Origin of the sequence: [Pantoea] beijingensis, assembly GCF_022647505.1 — a bacterium.
Lineage (GTDB): Bacteria > Pseudomonadota > Gammaproteobacteria > Enterobacterales > Enterobacteriaceae > Erwinia > Erwinia beijingensis.
The window spans coordinates 2,269,546-2,288,517 of sequence record NZ_CP071409.1; the positions used below are offsets into that span (position 1 = coordinate 2,269,546).

Here is an 18,972-nt window from a genome sequence, read left to right on the forward strand (position 1 = left end):
ATAACAACCTTAATATATTATTCTCATTATATATGGATATAAAAATGAAGAAATATACGTTTTCTTTGACACTGCTACTTTCTGTCGGATGTTCCGCCTTTGCCGCAGAAGACAGTATGACGATTTGGTCCAGTCCCGTTTCCGCCACCAGCAATATTCTTGAAAAAGACACAATAAATAACCTGGATAAAAAAAGTGTTGCCAGTGCACTCTCATTAATACCTGGCGTGACATTACAAAAATCAGGTAGCCGTAACGAATTACAGGTTCGCGTAAGGGGCTTTAATAGTCGGCAGGTGCCGATATTTTTTGATGGGGTGCCGATTTACGTCCCCTACGATGGTAATCTCGATCTTGGCCGTTTTTCCACGTCAGATATTAGCTCACTGGAGGTTTCAAAAGGCTACAGCTCTTTATTACAGGGGCCGAACCAAATGGGAGGAGCCATTAATATCACCACGCCGAAACCCACCGCACCATTGGCCGGTAACATTGGCTTCCGTCAGGGCTGGGTTCGCAATCGTGATAACGTCTGGGATGCGCATGCTGCGTTAGCCATCCGCAACGATCTGGGTTATCTGCAACTCAATGGTAGCCGATTAAAACAGGATTTTCTCGGGTTACCTTACGGCTCGAATAATCGTGCCGGTCAACACGGTAAAATGAGCAACTCATCTACCGATGATAAGCGCGGCATTATAAAGCTGGGGTTTACCCCCCGCATAAACGATGAGTATATATTTACCTGGATAAGCCAGGATGGTGCAAAAAACGATCCCCCTTATAGCGGAACGGGTAGTCAAAACGCGCGTTACTGGCAATGGCCTGAATACAATAAACAGAGCTATTATTACCAGGGGACAACCCACCTCAATGGCGGTTTTACATTAAAAAGCCGTGCGTATCGTGATGAATTTGATAACACGCTGTTTATGTATAATTCTCTGAAAGATTTCCAGAACAAGCGTGGTAATTATAGCCATTATGCTGATTATACTAATGGTGCAGGCTTACAGCTTTCAGCAGATATTCGGGAAAGCGATTTACTCTCTTTCGCGATTAACTGGAAAGACGATGTGCACAGAGAAAAAGGCACGTTTAATGCCCCTTATAACCGCTACAAGGACAGAACCTGGTCTCTGGCCAGCGAATATCAGTGGGATGCTCTGGAGAACCTGGCGATCGTTACCGGCATCAGCTATGACTGGCGCGACAGCTTGCAGGGGATGAAATATGAAAAAACGGGGATCGTAAGGCACTTTGACAGTAACAGCCAGTCGGCCTTCAACTGGGAGATAATGGCGAAATATACCTTCGCCAGCCAGGACACGCTGTCTTTCTCCCTTTCAGAACGCTCCCGCTTTCCTACCCTGAAAGAGCGCTATACCACCGTTAAACCCGCTCACAACAAAACGTCCATAATTAACCCGTGGCTGAAGCCGGAACGCGCAGACAGCATTGACCTCACCTATTCCGGCACCGTCAGCCAACATTGGGGCTACGAAGCCAGCATCTATTACAACCGCATCAGCGATGCCATCTTATCTTATGACATTGATGCCAGTACCACTCAAAACAGGAACAGTGGGCGGGTGGATTACGCTGGGTTCGATCTGGGGATAAAAGGGAAAATACTCGACAGCGTTGATACGGGACTGAGTTACGGGCTGATTCACAGCGCTCCCAAAAACAATACCTCCGGTAAAATAACGGATACACCCATCCAGACCCTGAATGCGTGGATTAACGTTACGCCATGGAAGCCGTTGACCCTTACGATTTCGGAAGAAGCCCGATCGTCCACTTACAGTAATAGCCGTGGAACACAAAAGGCCGCAGGTTTCGCCACCACGCATGTGCGCGCCGACTATGATGTCGGATATGGACTGAGCCTGAATGCCTCAGTGCATAATCTCTTTGATACCGTCTATTATTACAGTGAAGGATTTATCGAGGAAGGGCGTAATTATTGGGCTGGCATCGAGTATAAATTCTGATCACCCCTCATGCCCGGCAAATACCGGGCATGAGGCAGAAAAAGATAACGTGGGATTTCAAACTGCGGTTAACGTTTGCATCCTTAATGACGGCGCATGCCCTTAATGGCCTGTCCGCGACGATAAACCTCACGTTCAACGGGCACGGTAACCACAGCCGCTGCCGCATTCGGTGCGTCGAGTACAACAAAATTTGCCTCGCTGCCCACCTGAATACCGTAATCGCGAATACCGAGCACCGCAGCCCCGGCATAAGTTGCCATATCCAACGCAATGCCCAGCTCTTCATCGGTATTAAAGCCACTGCGATAGCCAACCAGCATCGCGCGCTGTAACATGTCGCCGTTACCGTACGGCCACCAAGCGTCCCGGATATTATCATTACCGGAAAATACCCTGACGCCCGCAGCACGTAATGCCAGCACCGGCGGGAAAGCATGATCGCCTGGCGCATTCGTTAATATCGCTACGCCCGCCTCTGCCAGCGCATGCGCGGTTGTTTCAACCTGCGTCGCTGATACATCCCCCAGGGCATAGGCATGGCTTACGGTCACCCGGCCATTCAGCCCCAACGCCCGGGTGCGGTCAGCAATGCGCAACAACTGTGCAATACCTGTCTGGTCCGGCTCGTGCAGATGAATATCGACTTTTACCCCATAGCGCTCCGCCAGGCCAAACAGCGTATTTAGCTGTGCATCGGCATCACCGTCCAGCGTAGTCGGGTCGATCCCACCGATTACCTCGACGCCCTCTTTGAGCGCGGCTTCCAGCACAGCCGCGCTGCCCGGGCAAGAAATCACCCCCGCCTGAGGGAAGGCCACCAGCTCAATATCAATGATATCGCGCCATTTCTCGCGTGCGGCCATGACCGCATGCAAGTTATCAAGATGGGTCGTTGCATCCACGTCAACATGGCTGCGCATGGCCAGCGTTCCCCAGGATACCGCCTGCTCAATCAATGTATTGGCGCGGTCTTCAACCGCCCCCACCTGCGACAGCAATTTTTTTTCAATCGCTAACCGTTCACGCAGGCTGGAAACGGGAACATGTGGCTGCCAGCGCTCACCCAGAAAACTTTTATCCAGGTGGATATGTCCGTCAACAAATGACGGCAGCACTAAGCGTCCCTGTAAATCAATAACTTCCGCATGCGGCCGATTCAACGCTTGCCCGGGCTCAATCGCAATAAAACGGCCTTCACGGACATGCAGGTTCAGGGCGCTGCCATTGGCGGCCACGCCATTAATGAAAAGACGATCGCTCATGTGATTACCTTTGCTGAACGGAAAATATCACGTCAGGCAGGTTTGCGCTGGCGTAAAAAAACCACTATATAAACGCCATCCCTGAGTTCACCAATTAAATCTGGTGATAGTGACTATTGCCGCCGACAATACTCTTTTGTGCCCCGCGTTCAGCGCAGCGTTACCGTGTAGCTGGCTGCGCAGGCCATCGCCCTGGATCTGTCACTCATCACCCATATCACGACGTTGCACCGCACATTTATTAGCGTTAACAAAAACAGCAAAAACTGAGCGAAGGGTTTCAGGAAGTGGTAACAAAAATCTCAGACAAGCAATAATGGTTCCCGGATACGAGGAGAAAGCCGTAAGCCATGTTCAAGGCGGTGTTTTCTTTGACTGGATAACGCGTTGGGGATGGTCAGCTTCAAGACATCTACAGCTATCGTACCGGCCAAACAGACGATAACGATTAAGCGCAATCAAATCGTAGCAGCGGTTACTGAGTGCCGCAGGCAAAAAACGCAGCACACCCAGTACACGCCACGGCCAGGGTAATCCTTTCATCACCCGGAAAATCGCCTCGGCGCGTAGAAAAACCCGGCCATCGTCAATCAACACAATCGTTTTGACATTATTTGCAGCTAACCCCGCCCAGTTTAGTAGCGCCTCGCCCTCCACGGATTGCACGGCGGCCAGCCTGACGCTGTGATAGCGGTCGTGGCGAATAAGGAAATTCACCCAGCCATTACATAGCCGGCAAACACCATCGTAAATTACGGCTCGATCACCCGATTGCAGCCAGGGTGGTTGACTCATGCGTCTCTCCTGTTGGTGCAACCGCTATGGCTGCTATCGTGACAACGTCACATAAACTGACCTGACCTCTGGTGTATCAGCCATATTCGGTACATAAAAACGGGGCTCACTTCGCCCCGTGATACTCGTTGACACCGTATTATCAGGCAAAGAGAACAACAGACTGCTTTGTCAGAAAAAGCCCAGCGGTTGTATGCCGTAACTCACCAACAGATTTTTAGTTTGTTGATAATGATCGAGCATCATTTTATGCGTTTCACGCCCAATGCCGGATTTTTTATAGCCGCCAAAGGCCGCATGGGCTGGATAAAGGTGATAGCAGTTTGTCCATACGCGACCGGCTTTAATCGCCCGCCCAACGCGGTAAGCTCGGTTTATATCCCGCGTCCAGACGCCGGCCCCCAACCCATAGATTGAGTCGTTAGCAATGGCAATCGCCTCCGCCTCATCTTTAAACGTCGTGATACCAATCACCGGTCCGAAAATCTCCTCCTGAAACACCCGCATGCTATTGTTGCCTTTCAGAAGCGTCGGCTGTATGTAGTAACCGCTGGCCAATTCGCTATCCATCTCTTCAATACCGCCGCCGGTTAATACTTCAGCCCCCTCTTTTTGCGCAATATCAAGATAGGAGAGGATCTTATCAAACTGCTGCTGTGATGCCTGTGCGCCCACCATCGTTTCACTGTCCATCGGGTCACCGCGCTTAATGGTATTAACCCGCTTCATGACGGCCGCCATAAAAGGCTCGTAGATCGATTCCTGCACCAGCGCGCGCGACGGACAGGTACACACTTCTCCCTGATTCAGGAAACCCAGTACCAACCCTTCAGCCGCTTTTTCAATAAAGGACGGTTCGGCCTGCATAATATCGTCGAAAAAAATATTCGGCGATTTTCCCCCGAGCTCCACTGTTGAAGGGATCAGATTTTTCGCCGCCAGCTCAAGGATATGCCCGCCCGTTGCGGTCGACCCGGTAAACGCAACTTTAGCAATACGCGGATGTGAGGCCAGCGCTTCGCCCGCTTCACGCCCGTAACCATGAACGACGTTTAAGACTCCCGGCGGTAAAAGATCATTAATCAGCTCGGCAAACAGCGTAATCGATAACGGCGTCTGCTCGGCCGGTTTCAACACCACACAGTTACCTGCCGCCAACGCCGGTGCCAGCTTCCAGGCCGCCATCAGCAGTGGGAAGTTCCAGGGAATGATCTGCGCCACCACACCCAGCGGTTCATGAAAGTGGTAGGCCGCGGTGTGCTCATCAATTTCCGCCGCCGTCCCCTCCTGCGCGCGCAGGCAGCCAGCAAAATAGCGGAAGTGATCGACCGCCAGCGGTAGATCCGCGGCCAGCGTTTCACGTACCGGTTTACCATTATCCCAGGTTTCATTGACCGCAAATCTCTCCAGGTTTTGCTCAAGGCGGTCGGCAATTTTCAGTAACGTCAGAGAGCGGACCTGAACCGACGTTTTACCCCAGCCCTCTGCCGCCGCATGTGCGGCCTCGACGGCCTTATCAATATCTGCCGCATCCGAACGTGGAAACTCACCAATAGAAGAGCCGTTTACGGGCGAGGTATTGGGAAAATACTCGCCATTTACCGGCGGGATAAATTCACCATTGATGAAATTACCGTAGCGTTGTTGCAGTACGATCAGCGAATCTTTGTGTCCGGGATATGCATAACGCATGATCTTTCTCCTGTCCGGCCGGTGAAAACCAGTTAACAAATAAATAACCTGTTATTAACATTAAATGACCGAAACGAGGATGTCAGATCGCGCAGAATGAAAATGTGAAGTCGCTTCAAGGAACGGGGAAAGTTTCGCCAGCGGTGGCTGGCTGAAAGGTCAAAACACGTTTACCTGCGGTGTTATCGCACGGTGCAAAAACTGCACAAGCACACTTCTTGCCCAGTCAGGTGCCTGCGAATCATCATATGCAAACGCGGTATCTGCTGGCTGGCAGGCCGCCATAATGTGTGCATCAAACTCCGGATGAAACTGTACCGAAAGCGCCTCAGGTGTATAGCGGATGATCTGGCAAGCGTCCAATGGCGATCGTGCCAGCACCTGCGCGCCCTGAGGTGGAATTAGCACCGTTTGTCGGTGAGAAAGCCAGACGGGAAACTGCGTGGGTAACGACGCGAGAAGCGGGTCGCTATTCCCAAATTGCTCAACGATCACCCTTCCACGCTCCCACCCTTGAGGATTATCTGCCACGGTACCGCCGAGCGCATAGGCCATTAGCTGATGGCCGTAGCACACCCCCAATAAGGGTAATCGGTAATCAATTGCGCCACGAATCCAGGCGGCAGTGCGTTCACTCCAGTCGGCGTGGTCTGTTACCATTGCCCAGGAGCCACTAAGGATCGCCGCTGAAAGAGTGGCATAATCCGGCAGACTTTCCCCCAGATGGGGACGGATAATACAATATTCACCCTGCTGTAAGTTCAGCGCCTGAATAAACCAATCCGCCTGCTCACCAACGCGTGCACTGACGGCGGCTGGAGGTATACCCAGTTGAACAATTGCCAGGGGCGCCTTAGGAGAGTGCGGCATAACGAATGAAGATCCTTATTAAAAAGTGAGGATAACCCTAAATAATTCGCGCTGCGGGACAGCGTTCAGTCTTTAGCTTGGGCAGTGACATCGATAAGTTACCGGGCCGCCCAGACGAGGCGGACAAGCCCTGCTGCCGGGTGAAAAACACGAATAATTGACATTCAGTTTGCCACTTCTTCGATAACGCGTCTCATAACTTTTTATGCGTTCTTATGACTCAATGTAAATAAAAAATTAATCTGTTTCAGCCGCGAAATCGGCATATGCGTGTCATGATTAACCACGTAAAATAGGGCGAGCATAATGAGTATTAACGGGTTGCAACTAAGGATTTCGTCGTGGCACTGCGTCATTTTTTCTTAATTTTATTGGTCGTTTCGATCTGGGCATTTAACAACGTCGCAATAAAATGGGGCCTGACCGATCTGCCTCCGCTTTTTATGACGTTTATGCGTTTTGTGGTTGTCGCCATTATTCTGGTTCCATTTACCCGTGTTACTCGTGAGCAGCTTCGCTATCTGGTGCCGCTGGCATTTACCTTTGGCTTTATGCATTTTTCGCTACTGTTTGTCGGCATCAATTATACCGATGCGGGGACCAGCGCCATTGTTGTACAGCTTGGCACGCCCTTCGCAATGCTGCTGGCGATGCTGATTCTTAAAGAGAAGTTGACCCTGGTCCAACTGGCAGGCATTGCGATTTCACTGAGTGGCGTCGTCGTGCTGACCGGGAGCCCAACCATCCCTCGCTGGTGGGTATTGTGCCTGCTATTATGCAGCGCAGTAGGTTGGGCTATCAGTAATTTACTGGTTAAAAAATCCCCCCCCATCAAACCCCTCACCATGACAGGGTGGATCTCCTTTCTCGCGGTTCCGATTGTTGGCCTCGCCTCTTTATTGCTGGAGTCCGATCAGCTTACGGCAATCACACACGCGTCCTGGCGTGGCTGGTTTGGCATTCTTTACAGCGCCATATGTTCTTCGATTGTTGCTTACTCGCTATGGTATGGGCTATTGAAGAAATATAACGTTAATTTGATTATGCCCTATTCACTGCTGACGCCGGTATTAGCGGTGATTATGGGTGTGCTGGTACTGGGTGACAGCATGAACCTGTTTAAACTGACCGGGGCGCTGCTGGTGATTCTTGGTACGGCTATTTCAGTGATAAATCTGCGAAACCTGCGCATGCACGCGCGTTTTCCAAAATTCCCGCAACGCCGACGCTAAACGTCCATTTAACCAGAAAATATGGCTGCTGGCGCATTAACCAATAATGCGCCAGCAGCCAGTGGTGTTATTCCGTTTGCGTTCCACGCTCGTCTTCAAGCTCGTCGCGCATCGCCTGGATCGACTCACGGCTCATGGCCGCTAGCGTACGGTAAAAAGAGGTCGTCGCGTGCGCTTCAACTTTACCGAGAAAAGCACCACACCACGGCATCAGGTAGTCATCAAACAGCGCGATTTGTGCCTGAATTTCATCTTCTTCAGACTGGTCTTCCAGCCATGAAGCCGCAAGGAGCAAAGCGCCGATGTGGTCTGTTGGTGCATCGGTCAGTGGCATACCACGCGAACTCAGAAAAGCGCGCACCTCTGCCTCCTGCGGTCCCTGATCCCACTGCGAGCCGTAGGGAGAAACCTTACAGTCACTTCCAACAAACAGCGCGTTAAAGTCTGCAGCCAACGACTGGGGATCGCTATTTTTCTGTAGCTGTGCGAGCCGTTCATCCTGCTCAAGCGGCCAGTGTTGCTGCAATTTTCCTTCCCTGATCAGGGTAAAGAGCGGTACCAGCAGTGGGTCCTGCGGTTGGCGGTTAAACAGCGAACCAAGGATGCGGCAAATTACGGAAAACTCATTCATTCAATTCATTCCAGTCAGATTTAAAAGTGACATTGTCACATAACAGCAAATTCTTCTATTCGTTTTCCACCGCGCATTTCTAAAAAGTCTAATAAACGACGTGGGGTAACGTTTAATACGCGATCTTCAGGAAAATCCACTTCACGCATGATACGCAGGCAGTGATCAAAATGGCCCAACGTAAATGCTGTATGTGAATCAGAACCAAAAGAGAGGCGTCCTCCCGCATCCCGTACCGCCGCCGCAATTGCACGGCAGTTAGGTTCACTGCCTAAGCGCGAATGAGTAAACGATGAATTATTGATCTCAAGCGCAACATCATATTTTGCCGCGGCTTCAGCGATTGCTGGAATATCAACAGGGAATTTGGGATTGCCAGGATGGCTAATAATATGCACCAGGCCACTCGCCATCGCGGCAATCATCGCCTCGGTATGCGCGGTTTTATCCTGTGGTGGAAAAACTGGCTCATGGAACCCGGCCACAATCAGATCCATGGCATCCATCATCGGGCCGCTACAATCAATCTCACCCGCACTGTTTTTAATATTGGCTTCAATGCCGCGTAAAATGCCGATATCATCCACCATCCGAGGCCATACGCGCATATTGACAAAATGCCAGTAGTGCGGCGCATCCGCCATATCCGGGCCGTGATCGGTTATCGCAAAAAGTTTAATACCACGCTTTTTTGCCTGCGCGACGTAGTCGTGTAGCGTACTGTATGCATGGGTGCTGGCAACGGTGTGCATATGAAGATCAACAGGATACATGGTTTCCTCTCCTTAGTCATAGGGCAAGAATAGCACCTCCCTGCCCGCGATGATCGCTTTCCCGTAATCTGGAAAATTAATAACCCTTTTCGAGATCAACTCGTCCCGAGGGCATATCACCCGCCTCGCGCAGTTGAATCGCGCTGGCGATATAATCCATAGCCTCATCGGGTAATGTTACAGCAGCATTATGCGGCGTGATAGCAACACGGGGATGGAGCCACAGTGGATGAGTCGTTGGCAGAGGTTCGGTGATAAACACATCCAGCGCCGCCGCTTTAATATGGTTTGCATCCAGCGCGCTCAACAGGTCAGCTTCTACCAGATGCGCTCCCCTTGCCAGATTCAGCACAAAGGCGCCCGCGTTTAGCTGATTGAGAACCTCAAGGTTGATTATCCCTACCGTTTGCGGCGTATGTGGCAACAGATTGATCAGCACCTGGGTACCCGCGAGAAAATCACGAAACTGCCCGACACCGTGATAGCTGGCTACACCCGCAATATCTTTAGGTGATTGACTCCAGCAGCGTACGCTAAATCCCCAGCGGGTTAAGCTGTCAGCGACACTGCGTCCCAGTACGCCCGCGCCAAGAATGCCAATCACGAAGTTTTTACGGCTATAGCCAGGCAAGGGCTGCCAGCACACTTGCTGTTTTTGCAGCCGATAGTCATCAAAGCGGCGAAACCAGCCAAGGACCGTGTAAACGGCGTATTCCTGCATCTGCAGGCCCATTCCGGTATCTTCGAGGCGGAACAGAGGGACAGAAGGCGGCAACATAGCCGGATGTTTTTTCAGCGCAGTGAGAATATCATCAACGCCTGCCCCCAGGGCGAAAACACCCTTGAGGGCATGACGCCCTTGCAGCATCTCAATCGGTGGCATTCGCACCAATGCATAATCTGCCGCCCCGCTATCGCCCGGCAGCCATTGCCGCACATTCACACCGGGAAGACGCTGCTTTAACCCTCGTGCCCAAGGTTCGGCATCAAGCGTTGGATGGTAAAAAATAATGTCCATGCTTCCTCCTGTTATAAATCGCGCAGGGAAAGGCTACCGTTCAGCAGTCAACCTCTGCCGATTATGGCTGCACCTGAGTCTGCTGGATGAGCCTCCGCAGCAGGGGAATCAGGCAAACCATGACAAGCCCGACAGCCACCGATCCCCATCCTAACCCGCTGAAGACCTGACTATAGCCTGGGTTAGTCACAAGCGGCGTCGCGTCAACATTATCCGGCATTAGCCCTGAAACATAACCTGCCAGTACGGATGCAACGCCGGTAACCATCATCCAGCAGCCCATCATGATCCCCTGATAGCGTGCAGGAGCCAGCTTGCCGATCATTGCGTACCCAATAGGTGAAATCAGTAGTTCACCAATACTTTGCAGTACGTAGCTGATCACAATCCATTTGAAAGTCACCATGCCGTCGCCACCCGCCAGCATGATCCCTAACGGTAACACCAGCATACCAAGACCAATGCAGAACAGAGACGCAGCGAACTGCAGCGGAATATCGATACGCCAGCCACGTTCACGCAAGTTACGGAAGTACAGCGCCAGCAGCGGCCCACCAAAAACGATGACCAGCGTATTAAGGTTTTGAACCCATTGCGGCGCGATCTGAATGCCATAAACATTGAGATTGATATTATGTTCAATGAAAAGCATCAGTCCCATCGGAGCCAATTGATACAGAACCCAGAACACCAGCGAACCCAGCGCCAGCAGCAGATATGCTGCCATCCGGCGCTGTTCATCACGCGGACGGTGACGCAGCGTGGTCAAACAGAGTAAGAGAAAGATCAGAACACCAAGAGCAATAACAAAAGAGCCGGTAAAATCCGCGTGCGTCAGCATCACGCGGATGACAGGCACCAGTATCACTAAAATGGCGATACCCACTAACATCCGCTGCCGGAGTTGGGTGTGACTGACATGCAGCAGTGGTGTATCAATATCGGCCAGGGCCTTCCAGCGGAAAAGAGAGATAATAATCGCGAGGATATTACCAACGGTGGCAAAGAGAAATAGTGCGTGATAATGCTCAGAAAGTTGGAAATAGCCCGCGCCAGTGAAGCCGATGAAGAAACCGAGGTTCATTCCCGCATAGTTCCACAAGAATGCGCTTTCACGACGATTATCGTGCGGAGAAAAGCGCTGCGTCAGCATCATGTTGATGCAAGTGACATTCAGACCGCTGCCGGTAAGGAACATCGCCAGCCCCCAGTAAAGCCCTTCCGTGCTTTGTCCGGCCAGAACCCAGCACCCTGCCACCTGTAATATCATCCCCAACACAAACAGGTTGCGGTTACTCAGGAAGCGCCCGCCGAGATAGCCGCCAAACAGGTGCAGGCCATAATTAAATGCGCCAAACACCCCCATCATGGTGTTGGCTTCAGCATCGCTAAATCCCAGACGCTTGGTCGCATAAAGTACCAGCGTCGAATAAAGCACCGCAAAGCCGAGCGTGGCAAAAATCTGGATAAAAAATAGCGCACCCGAGCCGGCTGGAATGCCGTGGGATTGCGCATCAGTTGATTGTGTCACTCTGACCTCTGTGATTTTCACATCATAATTTGCGCATTATTATGCGCATAAAGCTTTGCTTATGCAGGCGAGAAAATGTGAATGAAGATGTTTATTGGACCAGTTGCTGATTTTATCATCAATATGCTGAAAATCTGTTTAAATGCGCCTGAATATAACGAAAGGACGTTGACTGGGTGTTGGGAAATCCCTACATTAGCGCCGTCGACAACCCGGTTGCCGATAGCAGTTATGGTGAGGTGTCCGAGTGGCTGAAGGAGCACGCCTGGAAAGTGTGTATACGGCAACGTATCGAGGGTTCGAATCCCTCCCTCACCGCCATATTTAAAGAAGAGCTCGCATGCCAATGCGGGCTTTTTTTATTGCCTGTCGCCCCCCTCACCGTATGGCCTGTTCCACGGAATACCCATTATGGTGCAATGCACCATAATGGGTATTCCGATGCACATATTTGGTGCGTAAGCTTTTTTATTAGCGTCATGCCGCTTTTCAGCGGGTGTATCAGTTCTGCATCAACACCGCCAAACACTGAGCGAGTACAGTTCATTGGCATCTCCTCCTGAAGGCGGCTCGCCTCTTTTATTCGATACATCCCCCGAGTGTAAAAAACCGTAAATTCGAGCATTTCCCTATAAGACATTAATAAAAACATAATAAAACCAAAAACAATAAAATTTAAAACCATAAAAAATGAAAATTTTATTATAAAACCCTGAGCAACCCTGTCTGGCAGGCTATATCCCGGCGTCTGGTCGGAACACTAATTGCATAAGTGTGAATGGCTTGTGCCTTTGTATATAGCTCGGAGAAAATGAGATGAGTACGGCCCCACTAACTGATTATTACTATAAATTTTCCGCAAATAACCCACCACAGCAGAAAGCAAACAGTGGCGATCATTTACGTTTTATTACCCAGGACTGTTTTACCGGACTGATCAACACGAAAGAGGACCTCACCACTGACTTCAATTACGACCGTGCCAATCCCGCATCCGGCCCGGTATTTATTGACGGGGCAGAAGCGGGTGACGTTCTGTTAGTGGAAATTATCGATATTCGCGTTTCCAGTCGGGGTGTTGTGACAACCCTGCCAGGATGTGGCCCCCTTGCCGAGTGGCAGGAGATCCGCACTAAACCGCTGACGATTAACGAAGGGATGGTGCAATTTAACGATCATAGTTTCCCGATTTCCCCGATGATCGGTGTGATTGGTGTGGCGCCTGCGAATGAGCATGTGCCCTGCGGTTTTCCCGGCCCCCACGGTGGCAATATGGACTGCAAGCTGATTAAAAAAGGCGCTAAAGTCTATCTTCCCGTTCAGGTCAGTGGTGCATTACTCTCCATCGGTGATTTGCATGGAGTAATGGGTGACGGTGAACTGTGTGGAACAGGGCTTGAAATTTGCGGGGAAGTGGACGTAAAAGTCACCGTACTTAAACAGCAGCCTCTTAGCTGGCCAGTGCTTGAAACACCCGATAAATGGTATGCCATCGCCTGCGCACAGGATTATCCAGAGGCCTTAAAACAAGCGTCTCGCCAGCTACAAACATTGATCGCCCGGCGCTATGAGTGGGACGAAACAGATACCTATCTCTATATGAGCCTGCAAGCAGATGTCGAGATATGTCAGGCCTGTAAACCCTGTGCTATCGACTTAATCGTACGCGTTGGTGTGCCCAAACGCGCCGATAAGCCATTGTTTCAGTCAGAGGTGAAATCATGAGTAAAGCGGAAAATTTATCGCTGAAACGCGTATTGAGCTATAAAGATCTGGTGATTTACGGCCTGGTCTTTATGGTGGTTATTGCCCCAATGAGTATTTTTGGCTTTGTCAGCAAATCCAGCCACGGCATGGCGCCATTAGTTTATATTGTGGGCGTCGTTTGCATTGTTTTTACCGCACTCAGCTACCGTAAAATGAGCCGCCGTTTTCATATGGCCGGTTCAATTTATACCTATGTCAACAAAGCGACGAATCCACATATCGGTTTTCTCGCGGGGTGGCTAATATTACTTGATTACCTGTTTGCCCCGGCACTGTTATATGCCTTAACGGCAAGTTGGTGTGCTGAATTGTTACCCGCAATTCCGGCCTGGGTATGGGTGATCGTATTTATTTCCATCAACACACTGATTAATATTCGTGGCATCGAAAAGACAGCAAAGGCTGACATCTTTATTTTCACTCTCTCCTGCATTGCGCTGGTGATATTTTTATACTTCGGTATTACCTACATCATGCACGGGGGTGGCACAGGTGCATTTACCCTGTCACCGATTTACCAGACCGGTGTGATTGACCCCTCATTCATTGGTACCGCAGTGACCATTGCCGCCCTGTCCTTTCTCGGATTCGATGGCATCAGTACGCTTGCCGAAGAAGCGAAAAAACCGGAGAAGGATGTCGGCAATGCTATTATCACTGCATTACTGATTATTGGTGGTCTGTTTATTGTCCAGTGCTACGTTGCTACCCTGATTCAGCCGGACTATACCAAAATGGATGATAACAACGCATTCTTTGATGCTGCTTATCTGGCTGGCGGCACGCCGCTGAAAGTATTTTTACTGATTGTTAATATTGTCGCGGTGGGTATCGCAAACACTCTGGCAGCACAAGCGGCGGCTTCGCGCGTAGTCTTCGGAATGGCGCGCGATCGCTTTTTACCGGGCATGCTGTCTAAAATCCATCCGACTTACCGCACCCCCTACATGAGCATTATTGCGATTGCGGTGCTTTCGCTGATTCTCGGTGTTTCCCTGTCAGTGGATTTTCTGGCAAAGCTGATCAACTTCGGCGCACTGACCTCATTTATTATTCTGAACATCAGCGTATTCTGGTTGTTTTTTATTCGCGATAAACAACGCAGCGGATTTATGAATATTCTGACTAACCTCATTCTTCCATTACTGGGGACACTTATCCTCTGCTATGTGTGGATTAATTTTGATAGCGATACGCTGAAGATTGGTTTTATCTGGCTGGCTATTGGGATCGTGATTGGGATTGCCAAAACGGGTTTCTACAAGAAAACCCCCACGGTTTACAATATTACAGAGTAATGCACTGCGATCAGCCATGCCCGCTTGGGTATGGCTGAATATTCCCCCAAGCGTAAACACGCGTGAGGGCAACTGCTGTCGCCGATGGTTCCAGAACACTCATCAACGACGTAAATATTTATATATTTCAACCGCCACCATCACTCATACTGTAGTGTTCAGCAAGCCGCAGCAATAAGCCGGTTGCTGACTGGCGCAAACGGTAAAATCTCGCTGGCTGATTTAGAGATTTTACCGTTTGTAACGGGATTATTGATCAGAACCGTTATTTGTTCTTACAGTCTCTGTCTTTCCACTCTTTGACACTTTCATGTGTGGTTAAATCACTGATAACTATATCTCCAGCACTTCTTATGTATTCCGGGGGTTTTGCATAAATCTCATATTCATGATTACTCTCCGGTATAAAAGATGTCCTTTTAGTATAAACAAGATTATTTCCAGAATAATCAGAAACAGTATTTGTGTTAGTAATTACGAAGGGTTGACCTGCCTTTATTGCATACTCCTTCACTTTTTTACTCCCAAAACTGCTTGGTGTTTTCATGTTTATTTTTTTCTCAAAACCAGTGCTGTAATCAGCAGAACTCAACAACGAAAAATGGAAGGCCGATGTTAACTTTCTGGTTTCAGTTGACTTGTAGCAATCACCATCCTTCTCATAAAAATCCAAACTGAGTTTACCCTCATCCAACACTCTTATTTTCGCCGCATCGCTTCCGTTATAATCCTCAACAGAACGTTTCATATCGAGTTGACATCCAGATAATAAAACCGCTAAAAATGAAACTACATAAATCTTCTCACACTTCATTACTTAATCCTTAATCCTTAATCCTTAATACAGATAAAAACACGAGGTAAAACATAGCGAAAACTAATTAAATTCCCCGAGTAGCGATGGGCGCGTATCCCTGGGAAGTTCAGACTTTAAATGGGTAGCATCAATACTGCAGGCAGCGCTGGCAACGATGCCAATTAATGACTCCGCGGGAAATACTTCCCACTGACCAACAGAACTCCGCTTTGCGATAACATCACCGTCACCCCAATAGCGGGAAAAGTATATCCTTTCAAATTGTGCCCTCATCTTAGTATCGCAGTTCACAACATTGATTACCGTTGAACTGGCAATATAAACAGGCGGATCAGTTTGCACACGGCGTGCATCGATGTAATTATTGATAAGAGAAAACCTCCGCAAATGTGTATTGCCCTGGTAACTGGAAATATTGCGCATATCTGCATACATACCACCAGTATCATCTTCCAGGAGCTTAACCAACCCTGTAGGACGTGGCTCAATTTGTTGACCCTGTAATTTACTCTGATTATTACAGCCAGCAAGTAATATCACTGCTGTGAAAAATATCAGTATTTTCATTATTTTTTATCTGCAAGATCAGGACGTAGTGGCAGTAAATCTGCCTGAGTTACACTCCCCTGAAGAGAACAGAGCAACCTCGATTTTCCTTTATACTCGTCCAGTATCAGTAGTTTCTCCAGACTGCCTTTCGAGGGCGCGATACCACTTGCCGCTCCTGTATTAATCTGCCATTCACGGTCGCCGATCTGTTTAATCATCGTATTCGCAAAATACTCATCACCTGCTTTTTTCCAGTTCACACCTGATAATGTTGCAATGACAATATCCGGGGATTCATCGATGATAAGCCCCCAAAAGTAATATTTCCCCAAGTCTTTCAAATCACTATTTTCCTGCCAATAGCCAGACAGCGTCAACTGCCCAACCTGGGCGGGGTGGATAAACCATGTTTCTTGACTATTATTTTTGTTTGAAAACCATGCATGGCGCGCCTTATCAATAGAAAGCGGCATGATTTTATTAAACGACGCCCGTTGCTTATATAATGTGCTGAAAAAATTGCTGTCACAACTCAGCAGGCTTTCTGGAAGCGTTTCAGCTTTAGCTATACCAACCAGACTTAAGGCTAATGCCAGTGTTATCAGGTATTTCATAATGCATTCTTGATATTTAAAAAAGAGGGGGAGTAGCGATTCTTGTCCCCTTAACATCGACAGGAATCGCGAATTCCAATTGTAAATGCTTAAAATTAATAATCAGATGAATATTTTCAGAAATTAATTAACTTCTTTTAGCCCTTCTGCATTAAGTATTCCCACACCTTGCCGATAATTATTTATTTTCAGATTATAAGATCCCACTACACCATGACTATCAAGGAAAACGCGCAAAACGGTGAGTTTAACATCTTCCGACCCTGCCAGCCCCTGAATAACCCCACCTACATTAGGTATCCAGCCATATTTGGTTTTATTTGAATCAGCATAGATATAAAGCATTACAGGATTACCGTCATCGTCAAAGGAGTTACTGTTTGGCTTGCCGTATTTTTTCTCAACATCTTGTCGGGTGGTTTTCCCTACTGTAATAAATGCATTCAAATCATTATCAGAAATTTTCTTCAAAAAACTGAAATCTGCACTTGATTTATGCCTGAGAACAGCATGCCTGATAACAATATTATTATCGACCAGCACACTGAGTACTGTGGTATCGGCAGTAAAACCAGAGCTCCAGCTCTGTTTCCAGTTGAGCACCTTTTTCCCTTGAAGGGTTTTTTCTGCTAACGGTTTATCACCATATAAAGCAACTAATTCTGATACTGTTGTTTTCCCATCCACAATACTACGATCGGTTTCTGCTACCTCTTTTTGAGACAGCATCCCGGCTTTGGGCATCAGACTACATCCTGTAAGACCCAGAGAAAAAATCAAAACCACACAAGAAAAATACTTCATAAAATCTCCTTTTGATACGCTATTTTTAACGTAGATGTCATTACATCCATTTAATTTTATCATTGTCAGCCCCTGCAATAAGGACTTAACCATGATTAAAGAACAGTCGAACACCCCAATAATTCGTGAGAATATTTTTCACAAGAGCCAAAAATCACTATAAGATCAACAATTAAAAAATAAATTACAATGTATCACCAGCACTCTACTAATTAAATTATTAAAATACCAAGCTCTACTATTTTTAATGTTATTTTTTAAATCACTATAGTTATATAACACCCCATAGAGCCCATAGAATTTACCTGATAAAGGTTTTTTTTACTCGAAGTGACACCAAAAAATAAGGTATCCAAATTGCAGCATGAAACATCCGCTGACCAATACGTTTAATATCATCTGCATTAACAGTCATTTTCAAAAAATAGTTTGCCATCCAGACGTCAGAGATCTCAAATACAATCATAAGAATAAGAAAAAAAATATAAAACTTAGGCAGCGTTCTTTTTCTTCTGAAAAACATACCTGCAATATAAATTCCAACACCTAACAGAATAAGCATCATTATTACATCATAATAAATTAACGCTTTAATTTTATTATCAAGAATACCATTAGCCTGAAAAAGGACCTGAACGGCACGTACTATACTAACAACCAGTGTACCGTTCATAAAGGCAAGCCCGGTTAAGGGCAACCAAAGCCAGCCGCCAGGCCTGCTAAAAATTTTTTTCTCACAAGCAGCACAATAATCAGACTCAGCAACAGCCTGCTCATTACATTTTATACATTCCATATATTCTCCTTTTCCATGGATTCTCAGATCTGGGGTGACAACACACTATCCTGAGGATATACAATCCTTGCGTATCCCTCTAACACACCGCTCAACGGTATAATATATATCTGATACCTTCAGATCGGAATGAAAGCTTCTTAGTTTATCGAAGGCTGGTTCTGAAGCTATGTTCAGAAGAACTACTAACATTCTGGGCTACAGGTATTTTCAGTTTATTTAAAAATCAATATCAGAAAGGATTTAATTTTACTTTCAGGTTTTTACATAAAAAGCGGGGTTCATAAAAAGAAGATTTTGTTACAGCAAAACACCCATCATTTTAAATGACATACCTATAATTAAAATGAATATTTTACCGTAAATCACCAGCCATATTCATACCGAACGTAAAAAAATAACCATATCAAACATTATGGAAGCATTATAGCATATGTGATCGATGACACAACACAAAACTTTAGAATATCTTTACTTTATTTGCCCTGTATTCAGGCATGAACGCCAGTCGTCCTTAACAAAA

At 47.8% G+C, this 18,972-nt stretch carries 17 protein-coding genes and 1 tRNA gene; 5 read left to right on the plus strand and 13 right to left on the minus strand.

Features of this window, described 5'->3' with window-relative positions:
• Positions 1-44: 44 nt before the first annotated feature.
• A complete protein-coding gene (locus tag J1C60_RS10235; RefSeq protein ID WP_235859139.1) occupies positions 45-1,997 on the plus strand; it encodes a TonB-dependent receptor plug domain-containing protein in 1,953 nt (650 codons plus the stop codon).
• 83 nt (positions 1,998-2,080) lie between these two features.
• Here the strand turns inward: J1C60_RS10235 and J1C60_RS10240 are convergent, their stop codons facing one another.
• The 4 genes from J1C60_RS10240 to J1C60_RS10255 form a co-directional block, all read right to left on the minus strand.
• A complete protein-coding gene (locus tag J1C60_RS10240; RefSeq protein ID WP_128174118.1) occupies positions 2,081-3,262 on the minus strand; it encodes an amidohydrolase family protein in 1,182 nt (393 codons plus the stop codon).
• 354 nt (positions 3,263-3,616) lie between these two features.
• Positions 3,617-4,057 (minus strand): thiol-disulfide oxidoreductase DCC family protein, encoded by a 441-nt coding sequence (locus J1C60_RS10245; RefSeq protein WP_128174116.1) that lies wholly within the window; start codon positions 4,055-4,057, stop codon positions 3,617-3,619.
• Between the two features lie 171 nt (positions 4,058-4,228).
• Complete coding sequence (gene exaC, locus J1C60_RS10250) at positions 4,229-5,749, minus strand: acetaldehyde dehydrogenase ExaC (RefSeq protein ID WP_128174114.1); 1,521 nt, start codon at positions 5,747-5,749, stop codon at positions 4,229-4,231.
• A gap of 159 nt (positions 5,750-5,908) precedes the next feature.
• Entirely contained in the window at positions 5,909-6,619 is a 711-nt protein-coding gene (locus J1C60_RS10255; RefSeq protein WP_128174112.1) for a glutamine amidotransferase, read from the minus strand.
• A 341-nt stretch (positions 6,620-6,960) separates the two neighbouring features.
• Between J1C60_RS10255 and J1C60_RS10260 the strand changes: the two genes are divergently transcribed.
• Positions 6,961-7,851, plus strand: coding sequence for a DMT family transporter (locus J1C60_RS10260; protein ID WP_128174110.1), 891 nt, complete (start codon positions 6,961-6,963; stop codon positions 7,849-7,851).
• A 67-nt stretch (positions 7,852-7,918) separates the two neighbouring features.
• Here the strand turns inward: J1C60_RS10260 and J1C60_RS10265 are convergent, their stop codons facing one another.
• The 4 genes from J1C60_RS10265 to J1C60_RS10280 all read right to left on the minus strand — a co-directional run bounded on the left by J1C60_RS10265 (position 7,919) and on the right by J1C60_RS10280 (position 11,804).
• Positions 7,919-8,482, minus strand: coding sequence for a TorD/DmsD family molecular chaperone (locus J1C60_RS10265; RefSeq protein WP_128174108.1), 564 nt, complete (start codon positions 8,480-8,482; stop codon positions 7,919-7,921).
• A 35-nt stretch (positions 8,483-8,517) separates the two neighbouring features.
• On the minus strand, positions 8,518-9,255 hold the full coding sequence (locus J1C60_RS10270) for a phosphatase (protein ID WP_128174106.1): 738 nt from the start codon (positions 9,253-9,255) through the stop codon (positions 8,518-8,520).
• Positions 9,256-9,331: 76 nt separating this feature from the next.
• Positions 9,332-10,273, minus strand: a complete 942-nt coding sequence (ghrA, locus tag J1C60_RS10275) for a glyoxylate/hydroxypyruvate reductase GhrA (protein ID WP_128174104.1) — start codon at positions 10,271-10,273, stop codon at positions 9,332-9,334.
• Positions 10,274-10,334: 61 nt separating this feature from the next.
• Entirely contained in the window at positions 10,335-11,804 is a 1,470-nt protein-coding gene (locus tag J1C60_RS10280; protein ID WP_128174102.1) for a peptide MFS transporter, read from the minus strand.
• Positions 11,805-12,037: 233 nt separating this feature from the next.
• Here J1C60_RS10280 and J1C60_RS10285 point away from each other — a divergent pair.
• The 3 genes from J1C60_RS10285 (at position 12,038) to J1C60_RS10295 (ending at position 14,869) form a co-directional block, all read left to right on the plus strand.
• Positions 12,038-12,125, plus strand: a tRNA-Ser gene (locus J1C60_RS10285).
• Positions 12,126-12,620: 495 nt separating this feature from the next.
• Positions 12,621-13,529, plus strand: a complete 909-nt coding sequence (locus J1C60_RS10290; RefSeq protein ID WP_128174100.1) for an acetamidase/formamidase family protein — start codon at positions 12,621-12,623, stop codon at positions 13,527-13,529.
• Positions 13,526-14,869 (plus strand): APC family permease, encoded by a 1,344-nt coding sequence (locus J1C60_RS10295; RefSeq protein WP_128174098.1) that lies wholly within the window; start codon positions 13,526-13,528, stop codon positions 14,867-14,869. The genes J1C60_RS10290 and J1C60_RS10295 overlap by 4 nt, the downstream gene beginning before the upstream one ends.
• A 265-nt stretch (positions 14,870-15,134) precedes the next feature.
• Here the strand turns inward: J1C60_RS10295 and J1C60_RS10300 are convergent, their stop codons facing one another.
• The 5 genes from J1C60_RS10300 to J1C60_RS10320 all read right to left on the minus strand — a co-directional run bounded on the left by J1C60_RS10300 (position 15,135) and on the right by J1C60_RS10320 (position 18,449).
• Complete coding sequence (locus tag J1C60_RS10300; RefSeq protein WP_128174096.1) at positions 15,135-15,683, minus strand: hypothetical protein; 549 nt, start codon at positions 15,681-15,683, stop codon at positions 15,135-15,137.
• Positions 15,684-15,746: 63 nt separating this feature from the next.
• On the minus strand, positions 15,747-16,253 hold the full coding sequence (locus J1C60_RS10305) for a surface-adhesin E family protein (RefSeq protein ID WP_235859138.1): 507 nt from the start codon (positions 16,251-16,253) through the stop codon (positions 15,747-15,749).
• Positions 16,253-16,849: a hypothetical protein gene (locus J1C60_RS10310; protein WP_128174094.1), complete on the minus strand. Its 597-nt coding sequence runs from the start codon at positions 16,847-16,849 to the stop codon at positions 16,253-16,255. Before J1C60_RS10310 ends, J1C60_RS10305 begins: the two co-directional genes overlap by 1 nt.
• 123 nt (positions 16,850-16,972) lie before the next feature.
• On the minus strand, positions 16,973-17,716 hold the full coding sequence (locus tag J1C60_RS10315) for a hypothetical protein (protein WP_235859137.1): 744 nt from the start codon (positions 17,714-17,716) through the stop codon (positions 16,973-16,975).
• A gap of 238 nt (positions 17,717-17,954) precedes the next feature.
• Positions 17,955-18,449, minus strand: a complete 495-nt coding sequence (locus tag J1C60_RS10320) for a DUF2569 domain-containing protein (protein ID WP_128174092.1) — start codon at positions 18,447-18,449, stop codon at positions 17,955-17,957.
• Positions 18,450-18,972 lie beyond the last annotated feature (523 nt).